Source organism: Rhizobium laguerreae (genome assembly GCF_019778565.1).
GTDB classification, from domain to species: Bacteria; Pseudomonadota; Alphaproteobacteria; order Rhizobiales; family Rhizobiaceae; genus Rhizobium; species Rhizobium laguerreae.
In genome coordinates, this window is record NZ_JAAXQT010000021.1 from 18,758 (window position 1) to 34,752 (window position 15,995).

Consider the following 15,995-nt stretch of genomic DNA (forward strand, 5'->3'; position numbering starts at 1 on the left):
GGGAACCCGAAATGGACATCGAAGATCTGCGGACCTTTGTCGAAGTCGCCGATTCCGGTGGTGTATCGCCCGCGGCGCGCCGGTTGGGGGTATCCAAGTCGATGGTCAGTCGGCGGCTTGCGCGGCTTGAGATAGAACTCGGCGTTCAACTTCTTGCGCGCACAACGCGCGGTGCGGGCCTGACCGAGGCGGGCGTTACGTTTCGCGATTTCGCGGCGAAGACCTGCACCGAAATAGACATTGCTCGCGAAACGATTTTGCCCGAAGGCGACCTTCGTGGGCGCTTGAGGGTTTCCGTTCCGCTGACATCGGGCCCAATGCACTTCGCCTCCGTGCTTACAGAAATGGCGCGCCGCCACCCGCAGCTTCAAATCCATTCCGAATATAGCGACCACTGCGTCGATCTGGTTGCAGAAGGGTTCGACTGCGCAATCCGGGTCGGCGCGTTGCGTGATTCAAACGTGATCGCCAAGCGCGTGGGCGAGATTTATTTTAAGCTCGTCGCCAGCCCCGACTATATCAGGGTTCATGGCTCACCTAAATCGCCAGGCGAAATCGCGACCCACCAAGGCCTATTGGGTATCGAGGCCTGGCGGTTCCTGGAAGGCGACAAGATCATCACTGTGCAGCCACAAGGACGCTTCAGCTCCAACAATGGTGCGGCGATCGCCAAAGCCGCAGCGGAGGGGCTTGGCATTGCTTGGCTTCCGGACTGTGTCACCCATACATATCTTGCCTCAGGCGCGCTCGTCCCGATCATGACGCGCTTTCCGCTGCCCGTCGGGGATGTTCATGTTGTGAGGCCATCCAGCCCCCATCCACCGCGCAAGGTGCGTATCCTTTCCGAATTTCTCATCGCATCTTTCGAAAAACTTCGCGGGGCGTCGGGTGCGGAAAACCGATCACCCAACCTTGATCACCCGCCCACATCTTTCAACAGTTCGTCGGGTGCCGAACTCCGCCTGGCGATAAATAACTCCGTTTCAGATGATGATGCCGTCAGAGAACTGCAGCAACCAATTCACTCCGCGATGTAAATCGCCCACCAGATAAGAAAGGTGTCCGCACATGAGCTGGAACCCCGCAATCGAACCAGGCTGCCCGGACGAGGTTGGCATCGACGCGATCGAGACCCTCATCATTCCCCGCGCTCGCGACCTCGGCGGCTTTGAGGTCCGGCGCGCCCTGCCAGCCCCGAAGCGACAGATGGTGGGACCATTCATCTTTTTCGATCAGGCAGGACCGGCCGAACTCCTAACAGGCCAGGGCATCGACGTCCGTCCTCACCCTCATATCGGGCTTGGCACGGTCACATACCTCTATCGCGGCGACTTTCACCACCGCGACAGCACCGGAGCCGACCAGATCATCCGTCCTGGTGCTTTAAACTGGATGGTTGCAGGCCGCGGTGTTTCCCATTCGGAGCGAACATCCGCCACTGCCCGAACCGGGCCGAACAGCCTCTTTGGGATCCAGACCTGGCTCGCCTTGCCGGAAGAGAACGAGGACATGGCGCCAACGTTCAACCACTACGGTGAGGAGTTACTGCCGGTGATCGAGGATCACGGGGTGTCGGTTCGGCTCATTCTCGGCAACGCCTATGGCGAGACCGCTCCCGCAACCATGTTTTCTGAGACATTCTATGCCGATGTCACGCTGGAGGCAGGAGCTCGCCTGCCGATGCCGGACAATCAAGAAGACAGAGGCATCTATATCGTCGAAGGCTCGATCTCGATCGCTGGTCAGGAGTTTGAGGCACAGCAGATGATGGTCTTCCGCCCCGGTGACAGGATCACGGTCGCAGCCGGGCAGAAAGGCGCGCGCCTGATGATCTTAGGCGGGGCGACACTGTCTGGACCGCGCTACATCTGGTGGAACTTCGTCGCTTCGTCGAAAGAGCGAATTGAAGAAGCCAAGGCTGAATGGCAGGCGCAGAAATGGGGCGAAGGCCTGTTCGACCTGCCGATCGACGATCGCGACGAGCATATACCGCTTCCGGAATGACGACAGTAGCGCGATCGCCTTGGCGCGGTCGATCAAACCGAAACAGCATTCACGGCCTCGTCGTGTTTCGGCAGAAATTGGAGAAAGCAAAATGAGCAATAAATGGCCCCACCTCGACTACCTCAGCTGGCGCGAGACGTGTTCCGCCCTGCACCTTTATCTGCAGGTCGTCGGTAAATACCGGCTGGCTCATACACCGTGGCTCAACCATTCCTGGAACGCGACTTTCTACGTGACCCCTTCCGGTCTGACGTCCTCTCCAATTCCTGATGGCCCCGGCATCGAGATTGCGTTCGGCTTCCATGACCATGCCGTAGTGGGCACGAGCGGCGACGGACGCCGGGCCTCGTTTGCGTTGGGGGCGTCTACCGTCGCTGAGTTCCATGCCAATTTCACCCATCTGATCTCCGAACTCGGCGGCAATCCCGACTTCCATGGTCAGCCAAATGAAGTGGCAGACCCCGTGCCGTTCGATGAGGACCATCGGGAACGTTCGTATGACCGCGAGGCCGTCCAGAATTTTCATCAGGTCTTGATGGCGATAGACCGGGTATTCAAAGCGTTCCGGACATCCTTCATCGGGAAATCCAGTCCTGTGCACCTTTTCTGGGGCAGCTTTGATTTGGCCGTCACACGGTTTTCGGGACGGCAGGCGCCAGTCCATCCAGGCGGCATTCCAGCGCTGCCGGACAAAGTGGCGCAGGAGGCCTATGACCGCGAGGTATCTTCGGCGGGCTTTTGGCCGGGAGGTGGCGGCATCGATTATCCCGCATTCTATGCCTATGCCTATCCCGCACCGAGCGGTTTCAGGGCTGCGTCTGTTCAGCCTGATTCGGCATTCTGGCATGAGGGCCTGTCGGAGTTCATACTTCCTTATGAGGCGGTCCAAGCTGCAGCCGATCCTGACGAAGCGCTCATGGCGTTTCTCATCTCGACTTACGAAGCAGCCGCCGATCTTGGAAATTGGGATCGCGACCAGCTTGAGTGCACGCACGGGCAGCGGGGCAAAGTTCGGGAACTGAATGCGAAGGCCCCGGAGCAGGCTGCTTCTTCGGTTAGCGAGGAAGTGGAACGGGAGGACGGGGCGTCGAAAGGGCGGTACCGGATCGTGGTAGAGGGCGTCGAGGCGGAGATGACCTACAGCCGAGCTGGCACACAGCTCATCATCATCGACCATACCGATGTCCCCGCCGCCTTACGGGGGAGAAAAGTTGGTGAGCGGCTTGTGCGCCAGGCGGTCGAAGATGCCCGACGCGAGAGTGTTTTTATCATTCCTCTTTGTCCGTTTGCGAAAGCCCAGATTGAGCGACATCCTGAATGGCAGGATGTTCTTCGAAAGTGAGCAGAATATTTGCATCGGAGAATAGCATGCAGGAAGAACCCGATCCGATCCTGGAGGCAGATAAGATCCTGATGGCCGCTGTCGATGAGGCAATCGACAACGCTGTGAGGACCGCTGGACCTGAACTTGAAGGAGTTGGTTCACGCGTCTCAACTCGTGATTACTTCGCAGATGGCGTCCTGCGGCACCTGTTCTTCCGTTTGTGCGGAGCCGACCCGACAACGAACACGGAAGGTGATCCCGAAACGGCATGGAAGATATTATATGCAGGGCGCAGCGTCGCCCGTCACTGGGAGAGGGAACGAGGCAGTCCGGCGACATTACGGATGAAGAAAGACCGTCCGGAGGATATCGAGAAGGACAGAAGTGAACGACAGCAACTGGCACTCTCGGCACAGAACTTCGCATTGACGACGGTTGTCCGAGCTTTGGTCGATCACGCGCGCACTTCGGATCCAGCAATCAGAGATCGCCTCGAAGCAGTCATCGATGCACGCCACGCGCGACTTGTGTCCGTATCCGATACCGACCGCGAGTTTACCGAAAGAGCAAAAACCTACCTGTCGCTCCTCACCAGCCTACCGGACTAGACGCCCCGGCGCAATCGGGACCTCAACATTTTATGGAGTTAAACATGACAGAAAGTTGCCCGGTTCTCACACCCTCCGAAAGACAGATCGTCGACGTCATCAAGATTGCGGACAAGGCATTGGCTGATGCGGTGTCTCTGGCTCTGCGGGAGGCGGTCAAAAAGGCTGCCGAGGATATGAGAGCAATCGGCCAGGAGGAATCCGCGCCGGCGATTCAGTATTTTGCGAGCGTCGTTCATCAAAGAATGTACTGCCTGATGTGCGGTGCGGATCCGGACACACTCAAAGGCGGCAATCCCGACATCGCCTATCACGTCATCCGCAACAGTCAGAATATCGCCAGGCACTACTGGTCGGCGGATATAGAACCCTATCCACCCAGGTAGGAGGCGGTAGCGATCTCCAATATTGGAAATTTCGTTGCACTTATAGGCTCGCTGATGATCGTTGCCGGGTCGGGACTGCCGCAGATGGTGGAATTGCTGCTGAATGCAGGAGCGGATGTTTTGATCCTTGAGCCGCGCATGGGCGCGACAGCGCTTCACAAAGCTGCTCAATCCGGCAATCGTGAGACAATAAAGCGACTTCTGGACAACGGCGCATTTGTTGATCAGCAGTCACCCGTATTGGGGAATACAGCATTGATGGATGCCGTCTTACACAAGCAGGAAGATGGTGTAAGGACGTTGCTCTCCTATGGCGCCAAGACTTCAATCCGAAACCACTGGGACCAAACGGCTCTTGACCTCGCCGAGAATGATGGCCCCGATTCAATCGCGCGGCTGATCCGTGATAAAGTCAGCGCCAATGAAGCAAAAGTCCTGCGATCTGATCTGGTACTTGCCGCAAAAGCGGGTGACCTCGGAGAAGTGAAACGGTTACTTGCGGCCGGCGTCGACGTCAATCAACGGATGCCAATCACCGGGACGCATGAGGACGACTATACTCCAGTGGGGATCGCCGCGCGAGAAGGGCATGCCGAAATTGTGGCCCTTCTCAGGGATGCAGGTGCAGACGTTCGGCAGGTCGTCGGCCTCATGAAAGGTACACCTTTCCATGAAGCGGCTTATTTCGGGCATGCAGATGTGATCAATGTACTTTCCCAAACCGGAAGCGAAACGGCAGAGCAGCCGGACGTGGATGCACAGGGACCGTATAATGGTCTAACCGCACTCCATGACGCTGCGTGGCACGGTCACCTTGACGCTGTGAGATCGTTGGTCAAGGCTGGCGCGCGACTCGATCTTCTGGGTCACGCAGGCCTCACGCCCAGAGCATTGGCGCTCCAGTACGGATATAACGAAATCGCATCGTTGCTCGTTGAACGGAATGAGAGCACCTGAATTAACTCACAGTCGGTTTCCGCCAGCGGACATGACCTTGACCACGCCCGGCTTTTGTCACCGAATAACCGCGTTCATCGTGGCGACCGAAGCAACGGTTTCCATCTGCTACCAGGCGACTTTCAGTTCCGCTCGGAAGTAGTTGCTGTCACGGCCTCCGGCGTTGCGAAGCGTCGAACCGACCTGGTAATGAACCGCTTCTACCGAGCCGGTAAGATTTTGATTGAACCTGTAGTCGGCTCTCAACTGAGCGTAGGCGCCCGTCCACGGATCTCCTCCGCCTGCGGTCCCGGCAACCGGGATGCTCGGCAAGGTATAAACGGCGTCGTCCGTCGTCTGGCGCCACAGCAGACCGACCCCGGCCAGTAAGGTCAGGTCCTCGATCGGCTGAACGGTGATCGATGGCTTGAGGTGGATGAGGTTGGCGTATCCGGTATGCCCGCCAAGCGAGAAATAGAATCCGTTTGGAAACAGCGGATTGAAGGTGCCAAGCGTGCTATCATCCGCATTCCGGTCACCTGAAGCCATGTCGAACTGCAGACCGATCCTGGGCGACCAAGTGACTCCCTCAAAGGTATACCCCGTCCTCGCCCCGAACGCCCAAGCCTGAATATCGGCCGAACCGACCTGTCCGACCTGGCCCATCGCTTCCGCGTCCCAGTCGAAGCCGGCATACGTCCCGGCCAACCGGAAATCGAGCACATGCCTTTCCTCGTCTCCCGATGCGGTTAAGAAACTGGCGTCCTTGCGTTGGTAGAGCGCGTAATAGGCGGAAGCCTCTGTCGACGGGGACAGTTGTCGCTCGACCCTGGCGCCACTGAACCGCAGATCGCTGCTTGACTGATCATCGAAAGGATCGTCATCCCGATACTGGACAGGCTGACTGACAAGACCATAGAAGCGCCATGTCTCCGTTTCCCACCCGGCCCACACCGCATCGAACGACTGGCGGACATTCGGCCCGTCACGCGTCGACACGAAACGCTCTAGGTCGAACGCGAAGTCTTGCCGGCCGATCCTCGCACTGAACGTTCCCGCGTCAGTCTCCTGCGTATACCCCATGAATGCGAGCCGAAGGTCAAATCTGTTTGCATCGTTGGGGCCGACTGCCGTCTTGTCGATGGCGCGCACATCTTCAAACTGCGTAAACAATTGCCAGTTTTCATTCAGGTGAACGTCGATGTGAAACTGCGCGCGCTGCAATCCGTAGGCATCCCCCGGGTTTGTCGCCACCGTTCCGAACGCTGGCGCATAGCTGGTTTCAAAGATTTCTCGCAGGTTGAACCCTAACGAAATATAGCTGTCAGGATTAGAGGGAAATAACGGGATGTATTTGAGGCGATCCAGCGATTGCGTCCGTAGTTCTGCATCCGCGAAAGGCGACCAGTCCTCCTTCGAGCGATCGGGTTTCATCACGGGCCGCTCCGCCGCATTTGCATCGTCGTTGGCGAGGGCAAGCCCGTGCTCCATCTGAGAGAGGATGATGAGAGCCAACGATAAACCAAGTCTCCTTGCCCAGTGCGTGAAGCCAGTAAGGTTCGGCTGTCGCCTGCTGCATCGATCACCGCCGGCGCGCCATTGGGAACCTAGGTTTAAGTTGATCAATCCCACGAGGTTCATTTCGGTTGTTCGATGCGGCATTTTCGGAAGGAACGACGAGGAAAGGAGGATCGTCCGCAGTGTTCCGGTGCCTCCATCGACTTCCTCGTCATCCCGGCCATCACTAGAGTCCTGCTGGGGCGTTCGTCACTGGTGTGTTAAGCAACTGCTGCTCCCACAGATAAGCAATGCCGCTGCCCGCCATGTGCGAGATGAGCACTTCAGTCAGTTCCTCTACATGCTCGGTACGAGCCCAGTCACGCTGCCATTCGCCGGTCAGCGCCATCCAGGTCATCATGTTGACGCCGGCTGCGATCATGCGCTGGATGGCGACTTGGTGAGACTCGACGGAGCTTCCGCCCGATGCGTCGGTGATGACGGTCACGTCCCAGCCTTCGCCAGCGGCCTGGATTGCGGGCATCGCAACACAGACTTCCGTCCACAAGCCCGCGATGATCAGTTGCTTGCGGCCGGTCGCCTTGACCACGTCCACCACCTTCTTGTCCTCCCAGGTGTTCACCCAGGTCCGGTCGATCACTTCCTGCCCCGGAAAGACGTCCGTGATTTGCTTGAAGAGCTTGCCGCCGCGATCAGCGATTACACTGGTGAGGATGGTCGGAACATTGAACGCTTTTGCCAGCTTTGCCAGCGCAGTCGTGTTGTTGACGACAGCCTGAGGGTCGTGACTATTAACGTTGGTCAGCTGATAGGGCTGATGATCGATGAGGACGAGAACAGAATCTTCGGGACGAAGGAGAGAATCTAGGCCGTTACGAAAGGTCATGGAATACATCCTATATTGGTGGTTCGTTGAGGGATGTTGCAAGGATGCCCTCGTCGGAGAGTCATCCGCGAGGAACCTGTCATTCTCTTCTCCAGCCCGGTAGTCCCTGGCCGTGTGAAGCTGTGTTGCAAGAGTAGGAACGCGAAGTGGAAATAGAGGATCTGAGGATATTCGTTGAGGTCGCCGATGCGGGCGGAGTCTCTTCAGCAGCGCTGCGACTGGGTATTTCCAAGTCCATGGTCAGCCGGAGGATCACGCAGCTCGAAGCGGAACTTGGTGCACAGTTACTTGCGAGGACGACCCGTGGTGTAGCGCTGACAGAAGCGGGGGCCACATTCAGGGAGTATGCGGCCCGGATTTCTGCCGAACTGGATGCGGCGCGGGAAACGATCCTGCCAGCCGGTGAGCTTCGAGGCCGCATGCGCGTAGCCGCACCACTATCATTTGGCCCGACGCATTTTGCTCCTGTCCTCGCCCAGATGGCGCGCCGATACCCACAACTACATATCAGTTCGTCCTATACTGATCGCTTCGTAGATCTCGTCGGAGAAGGTTTCGATTGCGGAATTCGGGTAGGCTACCTGCAAGATTCGAACCTCGTCGCAAGACGTGTCGGACCGCTCTATGGCAGATTCGTTGCGAGTCCTGCCTACATCGAGGCTCACGGCGCTCCCGAACGACCGGAAGATATTGTGACCCACCAGATCGTAATGCGGGAAGCCGAAACGTGGCAATTGATGGATGGCGAAAAAGTTGTCACGGTGCGTCCCCAGGGACGCTTTGTAGCCGACAACGCGGTATCGCTTATGGCGGCTGCTCTGGAGGGGCTCGGGGTGGCCCGTCTGCCGGAACCGCTCGTGGCGGGTCATATTTCCTCGGGCGCACTGGTGCCCGTCATGTCAGGTTATCCGATCCCGCCGGCCGGCATCTTTGTTGTAAGGCCACCTGGCCAGTATCCCTCGCGAAAAGTGAGGGTCCTCACTGATATGCTCATCGAATGTTTTGGAAACCCGCCCATTGGTGACGGGGCGGCAAGGTTAGACAAAGAAGAAGAATGATCGGCGCAAGGGTAGCGTTCACCTTTTGAAATCGATCGGATTGCTTCCACCGCTTGCGTCGGCGCGGAATTCTCGTCGCCAGCTGCCTCGTCGGTTGGCGCGCGCCGAGTGACCGGATCGACCTCGTTGCGATCGCCCGGCTTGTCGCAGCGGACCTGGCGCCGGTGCTGATCGCATCAGGCAAGGCGATTGAGGTGATCGTTGAGAAAACCCCGAATGATCATGGGCAATAGCGGCTCGATAGAACGCGCGCTCATAAATCTCATCCAGAACGCTGTCGAGCATGGCGGAGACGAGGTGATCGTGCGGGTCAACGGCCCCTCGGTGGCAGTGGAGGATAACGGGCTGGGCATACCGGGAGACCACCACGAGCGGGTGCTTGAACCCTTTCATCGGCTGCGGCCGCGCTCTTCCGGTGCTGGCCTGGGTCTCAACCTCGTCAAACAGGTCGTGGATCATCATGGCGGCCGCATCACGATTGCGGATGGCCCCAGCGGCGGCGCGATTGTACGACTAGAGTTTCCTGCGGTGTCGTAGCCGAGAGAGCCAATATTGGCGCAATATTTCCCTGTGAAAATGCATTTTTGGATGGAGAGGGCAGGACATACCTTCCTCATGTAAGCGGTCCTATCGCTCGGTGAGTTGCGACCACGGAGGGCCGCCTTTGCTCACCTGAGGTTCAGCATGATCACAAATGACAGATGGCGACGACCCGGCTGGTTAGAAACCCTGACCGGACTTATTGCATATGGAATGCTTATTTTTCTATTCGCCCTGCTGATGGGACTTCTGCCAAGCAATGATGCTGTGGTCTTGGGAGTTGTCGGCTCGACGGCAGGGGGTTTTGTCTGTGTCGGCGCTTTCGCTGCATCCTATAGCCTTCGCATACGGAATTTGCGCCCGTTTGGCTTCAAACGAGTCTCGCCTCGCTGGCTGCTGACCGCGGCAGGAATGGGAATCGTCGGTTATGGTCTCAACCTGATCATACAGTTCACATATCTGGCCTGGTTCGGCGCCAATGATCCTCAAGGGATCCTCCATGCCGCCGCACGCGGCGGGCTCATGCCGTTTCTGTTGTCCTTTCTGGGCGGCGCCATTTTTACACCTTTCGGCGAGGAAATTCTGTTCAGAGGCGTCGTTGCAAACGCGCTCAACCGTTATGGCGTGTTCGCTGGCGTCGTTCTCAGCTCAATCATATTCGGCCTCGCACACGGCGTGAGCGTCATCCTGCCCGTCGCGATCATGGTCGGTGTTCTTTGCGGGATACTCTTCCGTGCAACAGGATCGGTCTGGCCCTGCGTCATCGTGCACTGCGTCTATAACGGGATGAACAGCATCGCGTCGGCAGTCGGCTTCGCACCGATGCAGTAATTGCGCGCGCCGCGACGTCTGCGAACCGCAACCGGGCTTCTCAGTGAGCACTTTTCGGCCTCAGACAATGTTGCCGCAATGTTTGCCTGCTTTTTGGGCCATGGGCGCGCTTCGGGGTACCGCTCCACCTTCCGCGTGTCGCCGAAGAAACGTCCAACGCTCATTTCTTAAGGATATCACCAGCATGCTGCAGCACCATTCCGTCAAACACCGTCGCTCCTGCGTAACCGCCTTCTCCATGGCCCTCCTTGGCATCGCCTTGTCGGGATGTGTGTCGGCGGAAGAACGGCAGTACAGGGACGCAAATACCTGCCAGAGTTTTGGGGCACCCTACGGGTCTCGCGCTTATACGAACTGCATGCTGGAACAACAGGCGCGGCGCGACAACGCGCAACGGGAGTCGCTCGAGCAGACCCGAGTGACGCAGGAGATCGCACGCAACGCGCAGGATATGGCCGACCGCGCGCGTTGGGAGCGCTGCAGGCGGGATCCTGGCCGGCGTGAGTGCCGCCGATAAAGTCAGTATGAGCAATATCGGCGGACAGATCCGCCGGTATTACCTGTATCGCCTACCTCCACAATCCTGACCTCGGTCCGCGGACACCTCCATCGAAATCTGACTCCTGGCCTATCGCATCAACACGGGATGGGAGGACCACCCTAACCGGTAGTCTTAGCTCATTTGAGCGCGGACGGCGAAAGACAAAGTTCATCACGTGGAGATGGAAATGAAGAAACTGGCTGCTCTTAATGACGACTTTATTTCACGGCCCGCACCCAGCCCAGGCGTTCCCGATTTCGGGTATATCGCAACCTCAGAGGGACAGCGATCGCCGTTGGCGCCCAGAGGGCCCACGATGGCGCGGCTATTTTCGGCGTCATCACCAGTATCGCGACCATGATCGTGGGGTGTGGCGTTATCACCACCGACGCCATCGTCATTCAGACGCAGCGGCTGTGATTGGCGGCCTTGCGGCTGGTGCCATTATCGGCGGCGCTTTAACCCAGTCGCAGCAGCCTCGGAATGATGAACCACACAGTTACGCAGTTGGCAGCGGCCACGTCAGTTGGTGCTATCGTCGTTATCGGTCTTACCGCGCTTACGACAACACCTTCCAGCCTTTTGACGGCCCACGCCGCCAAGCTGAGCTTCAAGCAGATATTCACCGATTTGTTCAGAGGCCCTGGCGCGGTTAGGCCTGGAGATCAACCAGCCGACTGAAACAACTCCACCAACATTCTTTTGTTGTCGCGAATGTAGGCAAAGCGGTCACCGGAACCGTTAGGTACAGCAGACGGTGCTATGACTATTTCAATGCCTTTTTCCGCCAGCGTCCAGACAATCCCGTCGAGATCGTCTACCACGAGCCCAAAATGGTTGACGCCACCAATACTCAGCATGGTCTCAACGGAGACCGTTCCCTGGTAATCAGCATGCGCGTGAAGAAGGATCGCAGAGCCACCAGAGGAACACCTCCTCCCGGCTCATGAACTCACGCAGTAACAGCTTGCCGGGAATATGCCCCGGGAGGCTTGCCAACATGGCGAGTAAACGCGACGCTGAATGCGCTCGCCGAGCCGTAGCCGACGCGCTGTGCAATCTCGGCCGTCGCCACGTCGTTGCGGAGAAGTTCCTTCGCAAGTGCCATGCGCCAACCGGTTGCGTACTCCATCGGAGCAACGCCAACCTCACGGCGGAAACGATCGAAGAACGTCGATCGCGACATTGCCGCGTCCTGCGCCAACGCTTCGACCGTCATACTGCGTCCCGGATCGGCGTGAATCCGGCGCAAGGTCGGTGCCAGCAGCGGATCAGCCATGCCACGCAGAAGGCCGGGCGGGGCTGCGGCACTACCCGTCGAACGAAGCGCCTCAATGAACAGCACCTCCAACAAGCGGCGCAGTACCATGTCGCGTGCCGTTCGCTCGGCTCTGGTCTCGTCGTTGATCATCCGAACGAGAAGCATCAGGCGCTCCTCGCCACTGATATGGATGACCTCGGGCAACAGCGAGAGGAGGAGTGTCTTGTCGTCCGAGCCGAATGCACAATGGCCGACCATCGCCACGACCTCAGCCGGAGCGCTTGAGTCGCCGAGCAGGAACACACCTGGACTTGTCTCTAGACGCTGGGCAAGCGCTCCGCGAGGCGGCGGCTCCAGGCTGCTCATCGTGAACGAGAAAATCTCCGGAACGAGCACGAAGTCGCCCGCGGTCAGCACTATCGGCTCGCGACCGGTGATCGTCATCAGACACTGTCCTTCGACCACGGCGCAATAAAAGGGGCTTCCAAGCTCCTTGCGCTCGACGAGCCACTGCCCCCCGCCGGTCACCAGCTTGGAGATCGACGGGCTTGGCTTGAGCAAAGAGACAATTTCGGCCACTGGATCAGTCACATTCGGACCTACGCTAATAAGAATTGGACAAATGAAGATAGGATATCCGACACAAGCAGTCCATCTATAGGCGAGAAAATTTCTCGTGGAGACAATCACATGCCAAAGATCCTCATCACCGGCTGCTCTTCCGGCTTCGGTCTTGCCATAGCCAAGACGTTTCTTTCTGAAGGGTGGGACGTGGTTGCCACCATGCGCACACCGCGCAACGATTTGCTGCCTCCTCATGACAGGCTTAAAATCCTGGCGCTGGATGTGACCGACGCGGAGAGCATCGCGAATGCGGTCGAAGCCGCAGGGCCGATCGGTGCTCTGGTCAACAATGCTGGCGTCGGCATGCTCAACGTCCTCGAAGGCGCTGAGATCTCGAAGATCCGCGAGTTGTTCGAGACAAACGTTTTTGGCGCGATGGCCGTGACCAAAGCGGTTCTCCCGCAGATGCGAGACCGCCGATCCGGCGTCATCGTCAATGTCAGTTCCAGCGTTACCATCAAGCCGCTGCCCGCGCTGTCCGTCTATAGTGCCAGCAAGGCGGCCTTGAATGCGTTTACCGAAAGCCTCGCGCTTGAGGCTGGCTTGTTTGGTGTGCGTACCAAACTGGTCCTGCCAGGCTCTGCGCCGACAACCGGCTTCGGGAAAAATGCTGTCGCCCGGATGGGTATGAATATCCCCGAACCCTATGCCGCATTCGTTCAGGATTATCTAATGACGCTGCGATCCGGCACTGAATTCACGACGCCGCAAGACGTGGCCGATGCCGTCTGGCGTGCAGTGACAGAACCGGACGCGCCGATGAAAACTCCGGCCGGCGCGGATGCGCAAAAATTGTTTCGCGAAGCGGGTCCATCCGTGATGCAGAAGGACAGCCGGTCATGAATAACCTGATCAATCTTTCGCGACATATCCCCACGCCCGAGGCCTCACTCACCGTCGCTTACACGCCGATCCGTCTGCCGATGGATGGCCGTCAACCGCTTGAACTGCGGCTGACCGCGCCGTCGATCGGAAGCGACCTTCCGATCGTGCTGCTGTCGCACGGATTTGGGCCGTCCAGCTACATCCCCTCGAAAGACGGCTATGCGTCGCTCGCACAGTTCTGGGCCGAGCGCGGTTTTGCGGTGATCCAGCCCACGCACGCCAGTTCGCGTGTCGGCGGCCTGCCCGCCGACGCACCCGGTGCGCCTTTCTTTTGGCGCGAGCGCGTCGAGGAGTTAAAGGTAATCCTCGATCACTTGCCTGAAGTGGAACGCCAAGCGCCTGCCGTTGCAGGACGGATGGATCATTCGCGGATCGCGGCGGCCGGTCATTCCTTCGGCGGTCACACCGTCGGCCTCCTGTTGGGCGCCCGCCTCAATGAAGAAAGCTTTTCCGATCTGCGCATCTCGGCCGGCATTTTGTTGGCGGCTCCCGGGCGCGGTGGAAAAGACATGACCCAGGAAAGCGCCGCTCGCTTCCCGTTCTTCGACGTCAATTTCTCGACGATGACGACACGCAGTCTCGTTGTCTGCGGTGAAGCCGACGATCCGCATTTCACCACGCGCGGGCCGGAGTGGCATGCGGATGCCTTTTATGATGCGCCGGGCGCTGACGCCCTTCTGACGCTGCACGGCGTTGGCCACGGACTTGGCGGTATCGCTGGTCTCGATGCCAAGGAAACCGAGATCGAGGCGCCGGACGTGTTGGAAGCCACGAAGCGGCTGACAGCTGCGTGGCTGCAGACAGCACTGGGGGCGGATGTCGATGCATGGACCGGCGCGTGCCTGGCGCTCGAGACCCAAGCCGCCTCGCTTGCAGATGTTACGCAAAGCTAGCTTTGGAGAATTCTGTCGCCGGGCCGCTCGCTGATTAGCCTAGAGCCAGTTCCCGCTGGCGGACATGACCTTGACCACGCCAGCGGTGGATCAGTTGACATCGCCTTCGATTGAGAAGGCCGTAAGCCCATCGATCAGCTCTTGCTGCCGTAAAGTGCTTCTGCAGCTACCGGTATCAATAGGCAGACCGCTAAGCTCCTGAAGCCGCGTACCCCAGTTGCACATACTAACAAGCACAGGTTCCAAGGATTTTCCCAGCTCCGTGAGCTCGTACTCCACCTTAGGCGGAATCTCCGAATAAATGATGCGGTTGATAACGCCGTCGGCTTCCAGCTCCCTGAGTTGAAGCGTGATCATTCGCGGCGTCGCAGCGGGAGTGAGGCGGCAGATCGCGTTGAACCGCAGTTTGCCATCTAGCAGATGAAACAGGATCACCGGCTTCCACAGACCCCCGATGACCGAGATTGTCGCTTCCACGGCGCATCCAGTCCGGTTGGCCGTACTGCGCTTGCGCTTCGACTTGGCACTATCATCCATGATACTACATGCTCTCTTTGTACGTACTTCATTCAGAAGCGTCATACTCCTACTTGACGGCAGTGAAAAGAAGGACACGCTGGCACCGGAGGGCCTGTTCCAGCCGTTTCACCTCAAGAAGGAGCTGAGCCCCACAATGGCTACGGAACAAAAGCCACTTATCTCGGTAGTTGGTGCAACGAGCAAGCAAGGCCGCAGCGTGGCCACGACACTTCTCAAGAGCAATCAATACAGGGTTCGCGCATTTACCCGGAACCGCTATTCAGAAGAAGCTCGCAGCCTCGCAGCTCTTGGTGCGGAAGTTGTGGTCGCACCGCTGGGGCCTGGCCATCAGAAGGAACTGGTCGCAGCCTTTACGGGCGCGGATGGCGCGTACCTGATGACGCCGCAGCTTCTGCCACAAGACAACGCCGAATTTGCCCTGGGCAAACAACTGGCCGATGCAGCCGTTGAAGCCGGCGTCGGTCACATCGTCTTCTCGACATTAGAAAATGTCGAAAAGATCTCGGGCGGGAAGAAGTTCGCGCCTCACTTCACCGACAAGGCGCTCGTTGCCGATTACATTCGCACCCTGCCAATTGCACACTCGTTCGTCTCTCTCGCCTTTTTCTATACGAACCTGCTGGAATATTACGTACCGCAGATGGAAGGCGACACGCTCCTCATGCCGATCTACCTCCCTGGGGACTTCCGCGCGCCGTTCGTCGATCCTATGACGGCAACGGGACCGGCCGTCCTTTCTGTGCTGTCCGACTTGGAGACATTCAAAGGAAAGACCCTTCCAATCGTCGGCGACATCATTTCGCCGCGTGAGATGGTCGAAACTTTCCAGCACGTGACCGGCATCAAGGCAGAATACCGTAGCGCTTTCAAGCGCGAAGAACTGCTGAAATACTTTCCGGCATTCGGCGCCAATGAGCTTCTTGTCGGTGAACTGATCGGCATGGTCGAATTTGCGGTCGAGTACGGCTACTTCGACAAGGAACACGATCTGGAATGGAGCCGCCGCTTGAATCCGGAGACGCTTTCCTGGGAACAGTTTCTGAAGTCGTCCGACTGGCGCGGCGACAGGAAGCAGTTCGGCCTTTGAACCAGTCCGCCGGGGCCGACAACCGCCGGAATACGGTCACGCAGTTGTCGACGTCGAAATGGCACAGGCTGGC

General features: G+C 58.3%; 18 protein-coding genes. 13 read left to right on the forward strand and 5 right to left on the reverse strand.

Annotation, left to right across the window (positions count from 1 at the left end):
- The first annotated feature begins 11 nt into the window (after positions 1 to 11).
- The 6 genes from HFO71_RS34915 (at position 12) to HFO71_RS34940 (ending at position 5,279) form a co-directional block, all read left to right on the forward strand.
- Positions 12 to 1,037, forward strand: coding sequence for a LysR family transcriptional regulator (locus HFO71_RS34915; protein WP_221989069.1), 1,026 nt, complete (start codon positions 12 to 14; stop codon positions 1,035 to 1,037).
- Positions 1,038 to 1,068: 31 nt separating this feature from the next.
- Positions 1,069 to 2,004: a pirin family protein gene (locus HFO71_RS34920; RefSeq protein WP_017957005.1), complete on the forward strand. Its 936-nt coding sequence runs from the start codon at positions 1,069 to 1,071 to the stop codon at positions 2,002 to 2,004.
- A 91-nt stretch (positions 2,005 to 2,095) separates the two neighbouring features.
- Positions 2,096 to 3,346, forward strand: coding sequence for a DUF5996 family protein (locus tag HFO71_RS34925; RefSeq protein WP_221989070.1), 1,251 nt, complete (start codon positions 2,096 to 2,098; stop codon positions 3,344 to 3,346).
- 26 nt (positions 3,347 to 3,372) lie between these two features.
- Positions 3,373 to 3,936, forward strand: coding sequence for a hypothetical protein (locus tag HFO71_RS34930; protein WP_221989071.1), 564 nt, complete (start codon positions 3,373 to 3,375; stop codon positions 3,934 to 3,936).
- Positions 3,937 to 3,980: 44 nt separating this feature from the next.
- Complete coding sequence (locus tag HFO71_RS34935; protein ID WP_221989072.1) at positions 3,981 to 4,322, forward strand: hypothetical protein; 342 nt, start codon at positions 3,981 to 3,983, stop codon at positions 4,320 to 4,322.
- A gap of 54 nt (positions 4,323 to 4,376) precedes the next feature.
- Positions 4,377 to 5,279 carry an ankyrin repeat domain-containing protein gene (locus tag HFO71_RS34940; protein WP_221989073.1) on the forward strand — a complete coding sequence of 301 codons (903 nt, stop codon included), beginning with the start codon at positions 4,377 to 4,379 and terminating at the stop codon, positions 5,277 to 5,279.
- A gap of 108 nt (positions 5,280 to 5,387) precedes the next feature.
- On the opposite strand, the gene HFO71_RS34945 is transcribed toward HFO71_RS34940, so the two are convergent.
- Together HFO71_RS34945 and HFO71_RS34950 are read right to left on the reverse strand one after the other, a co-directional pair.
- Complete coding sequence (locus HFO71_RS34945; protein ID WP_245007096.1) at positions 5,388 to 6,749, reverse strand: alginate export family protein; 1,362 nt, start codon at positions 6,747 to 6,749, stop codon at positions 5,388 to 5,390.
- Positions 6,750 to 7,002: 253 nt separating this feature from the next.
- Positions 7,003 to 7,662, reverse strand: a complete 660-nt coding sequence (locus HFO71_RS34950; protein WP_020485906.1) for a hydrolase — start codon at positions 7,660 to 7,662, stop codon at positions 7,003 to 7,005.
- A gap of 146 nt (positions 7,663 to 7,808) precedes the next feature.
- Between HFO71_RS34950 and HFO71_RS34955 the strand changes: the two genes are divergently transcribed.
- The 4 genes from HFO71_RS34955 (at position 7,809) to HFO71_RS34970 (ending at position 11,288) form a co-directional block, all read left to right on the forward strand.
- A complete protein-coding gene (locus HFO71_RS34955) occupies positions 7,809 to 8,720 on the forward strand; it encodes a LysR family transcriptional regulator (RefSeq protein ID WP_017957010.1) in 912 nt (303 codons plus the stop codon).
- Between the two features lie 216 nt (positions 8,721 to 8,936).
- Entirely contained in the window at positions 8,937 to 9,257 is a 321-nt protein-coding gene (locus HFO71_RS34960; RefSeq protein ID WP_017957012.1) for a sensor histidine kinase, read from the forward strand.
- A 147-nt stretch (positions 9,258 to 9,404) separates the two neighbouring features.
- Positions 9,405 to 10,091: a CPBP family intramembrane glutamic endopeptidase gene (locus HFO71_RS34965; RefSeq protein WP_221989075.1), complete on the forward strand. Its 687-nt coding sequence runs from the start codon at positions 9,405 to 9,407 to the stop codon at positions 10,089 to 10,091.
- Positions 10,092 to 10,841: 750 nt separating this feature from the next.
- Complete coding sequence (locus HFO71_RS34970; protein WP_221989076.1) at positions 10,842 to 11,288, forward strand: BA14K family protein; 447 nt, start codon at positions 10,842 to 10,844, stop codon at positions 11,286 to 11,288.
- A gap of 9 nt (positions 11,289 to 11,297) precedes the next feature.
- Here the strand turns inward: HFO71_RS34970 and HFO71_RS34975 are convergent, their stop codons facing one another.
- Positions 11,298 to 11,492 carry a VOC family protein gene (locus HFO71_RS34975; protein ID WP_017957016.1) on the reverse strand — a complete coding sequence of 65 codons (195 nt, stop codon included), beginning with the start codon at positions 11,490 to 11,492 and terminating at the stop codon, positions 11,298 to 11,300.
- A 92-nt stretch (positions 11,493 to 11,584) separates the two neighbouring features.
- Entirely contained in the window at positions 11,585 to 12,484 is a 900-nt protein-coding gene (locus HFO71_RS34980; RefSeq protein WP_221989086.1) for an AraC family transcriptional regulator, read from the reverse strand.
- Positions 12,485 to 12,583: 99 nt separating this feature from the next.
- Here HFO71_RS34980 and HFO71_RS34985 point away from each other — a divergent pair, with 99 nt between their 5' ends.
- Together HFO71_RS34985 and HFO71_RS34990 are read left to right on the forward strand one after the other, a co-directional pair.
- A complete protein-coding gene (locus HFO71_RS34985; RefSeq protein ID WP_221989077.1) occupies positions 12,584 to 13,360 on the forward strand; it encodes an SDR family oxidoreductase in 777 nt (258 codons plus the stop codon).
- Positions 13,357 to 14,295 (forward strand): alpha/beta hydrolase family protein, encoded by a 939-nt coding sequence (locus tag HFO71_RS34990; protein WP_221989078.1) that lies wholly within the window; start codon positions 13,357 to 13,359, stop codon positions 14,293 to 14,295. Before HFO71_RS34985 ends, HFO71_RS34990 begins: the two co-directional genes overlap by 4 nt.
- 90 nt (positions 14,296 to 14,385) lie before the next feature.
- Here HFO71_RS34990 and HFO71_RS34995 read toward each other — a convergent pair whose 3' ends face one another.
- On the reverse strand, positions 14,386 to 14,772 hold the full coding sequence (locus tag HFO71_RS34995) for a winged helix-turn-helix transcriptional regulator (protein ID WP_312895285.1): 387 nt from the start codon (positions 14,770 to 14,772) through the stop codon (positions 14,386 to 14,388).
- A 196-nt stretch (positions 14,773 to 14,968) separates the two neighbouring features.
- Here HFO71_RS34995 and HFO71_RS35000 point away from each other — a divergent pair, with 196 nt between their 5' ends.
- Positions 14,969 to 15,922 carry an NmrA/HSCARG family protein gene (locus HFO71_RS35000; RefSeq protein WP_221989081.1) on the forward strand — a complete coding sequence of 318 codons (954 nt, stop codon included), beginning with the start codon at positions 14,969 to 14,971 and terminating at the stop codon, positions 15,920 to 15,922.
- The last annotated feature ends 73 nt before the right edge of the window (positions 15,923 to 15,995 follow it).

Bases quoted from the DNA above. Each gene is read 5' to 3' on its own strand.
- HFO71_RS34915 (WP_221989069.1), top strand. From the start codon at position 12: ATGGACATCGAAGATCTGCGGACCTTTGTCGAAGTCGCCGATTCCGGT.
- HFO71_RS34920 (WP_017957005.1), top strand. From the start codon at position 1,069: ATGAGCTGGAACCCCGCAATCGAACCAGGCTGCCCGGACGAGGTTGGC.
- HFO71_RS34925 (WP_221989070.1), top strand. From the start codon at position 2,096: ATGAGCAATAAATGGCCCCACCTCGACTACCTCAGCTGGCGCGAGACG.
- HFO71_RS34930 (WP_221989071.1), top strand. From the start codon at position 3,373: ATGCAGGAAGAACCCGATCCGATCCTGGAGGCAGATAAGATCCTGATG.
- HFO71_RS34935 (WP_221989072.1), top strand. From the start codon at position 3,981: ATGACAGAAAGTTGCCCGGTTCTCACACCCTCCGAAAGACAGATCGTC.
- HFO71_RS34940 (WP_221989073.1), top strand. From the start codon at position 4,377: ATGATCGTTGCCGGGTCGGGACTGCCGCAGATGGTGGAATTGCTGCTG.
- HFO71_RS34945 (WP_245007096.1), bottom strand. From the start codon at position 6,749: ATGGAGCACGGGCTTGCCCTCGCCAACGACGATGCAAATGCGGCGGAG.
- HFO71_RS34950 (WP_020485906.1), bottom strand. From the start codon at position 7,662: ATGACCTTTCGTAACGGCCTAGATTCTCTCCTTCGTCCCGAAGATTCT.
- HFO71_RS34960 (WP_017957012.1), top strand. From the start codon at position 8,937: ATGATCATGGGCAATAGCGGCTCGATAGAACGCGCGCTCATAAATCTC.
- HFO71_RS34965 (WP_221989075.1), top strand. From the start codon at position 9,405: ATGATCACAAATGACAGATGGCGACGACCCGGCTGGTTAGAAACCCTG.
- HFO71_RS34970 (WP_221989076.1), top strand. From the start codon at position 10,842: ATGACGACTTTATTTCACGGCCCGCACCCAGCCCAGGCGTTCCCGATT.
- HFO71_RS34975 (WP_017957016.1), bottom strand. From the start codon at position 11,492: ATGCTGAGTATTGGTGGCGTCAACCATTTTGGGCTCGTGGTAGACGAT.
- HFO71_RS34985 (WP_221989077.1), top strand. From the start codon at position 12,584: ATGCCAAAGATCCTCATCACCGGCTGCTCTTCCGGCTTCGGTCTTGCC.
- HFO71_RS34990 (WP_221989078.1), top strand. From the start codon at position 13,357: ATGAATAACCTGATCAATCTTTCGCGACATATCCCCACGCCCGAGGCC.
- HFO71_RS35000 (WP_221989081.1), top strand. From the start codon at position 14,969: ATGGCTACGGAACAAAAGCCACTTATCTCGGTAGTTGGTGCAACGAGC.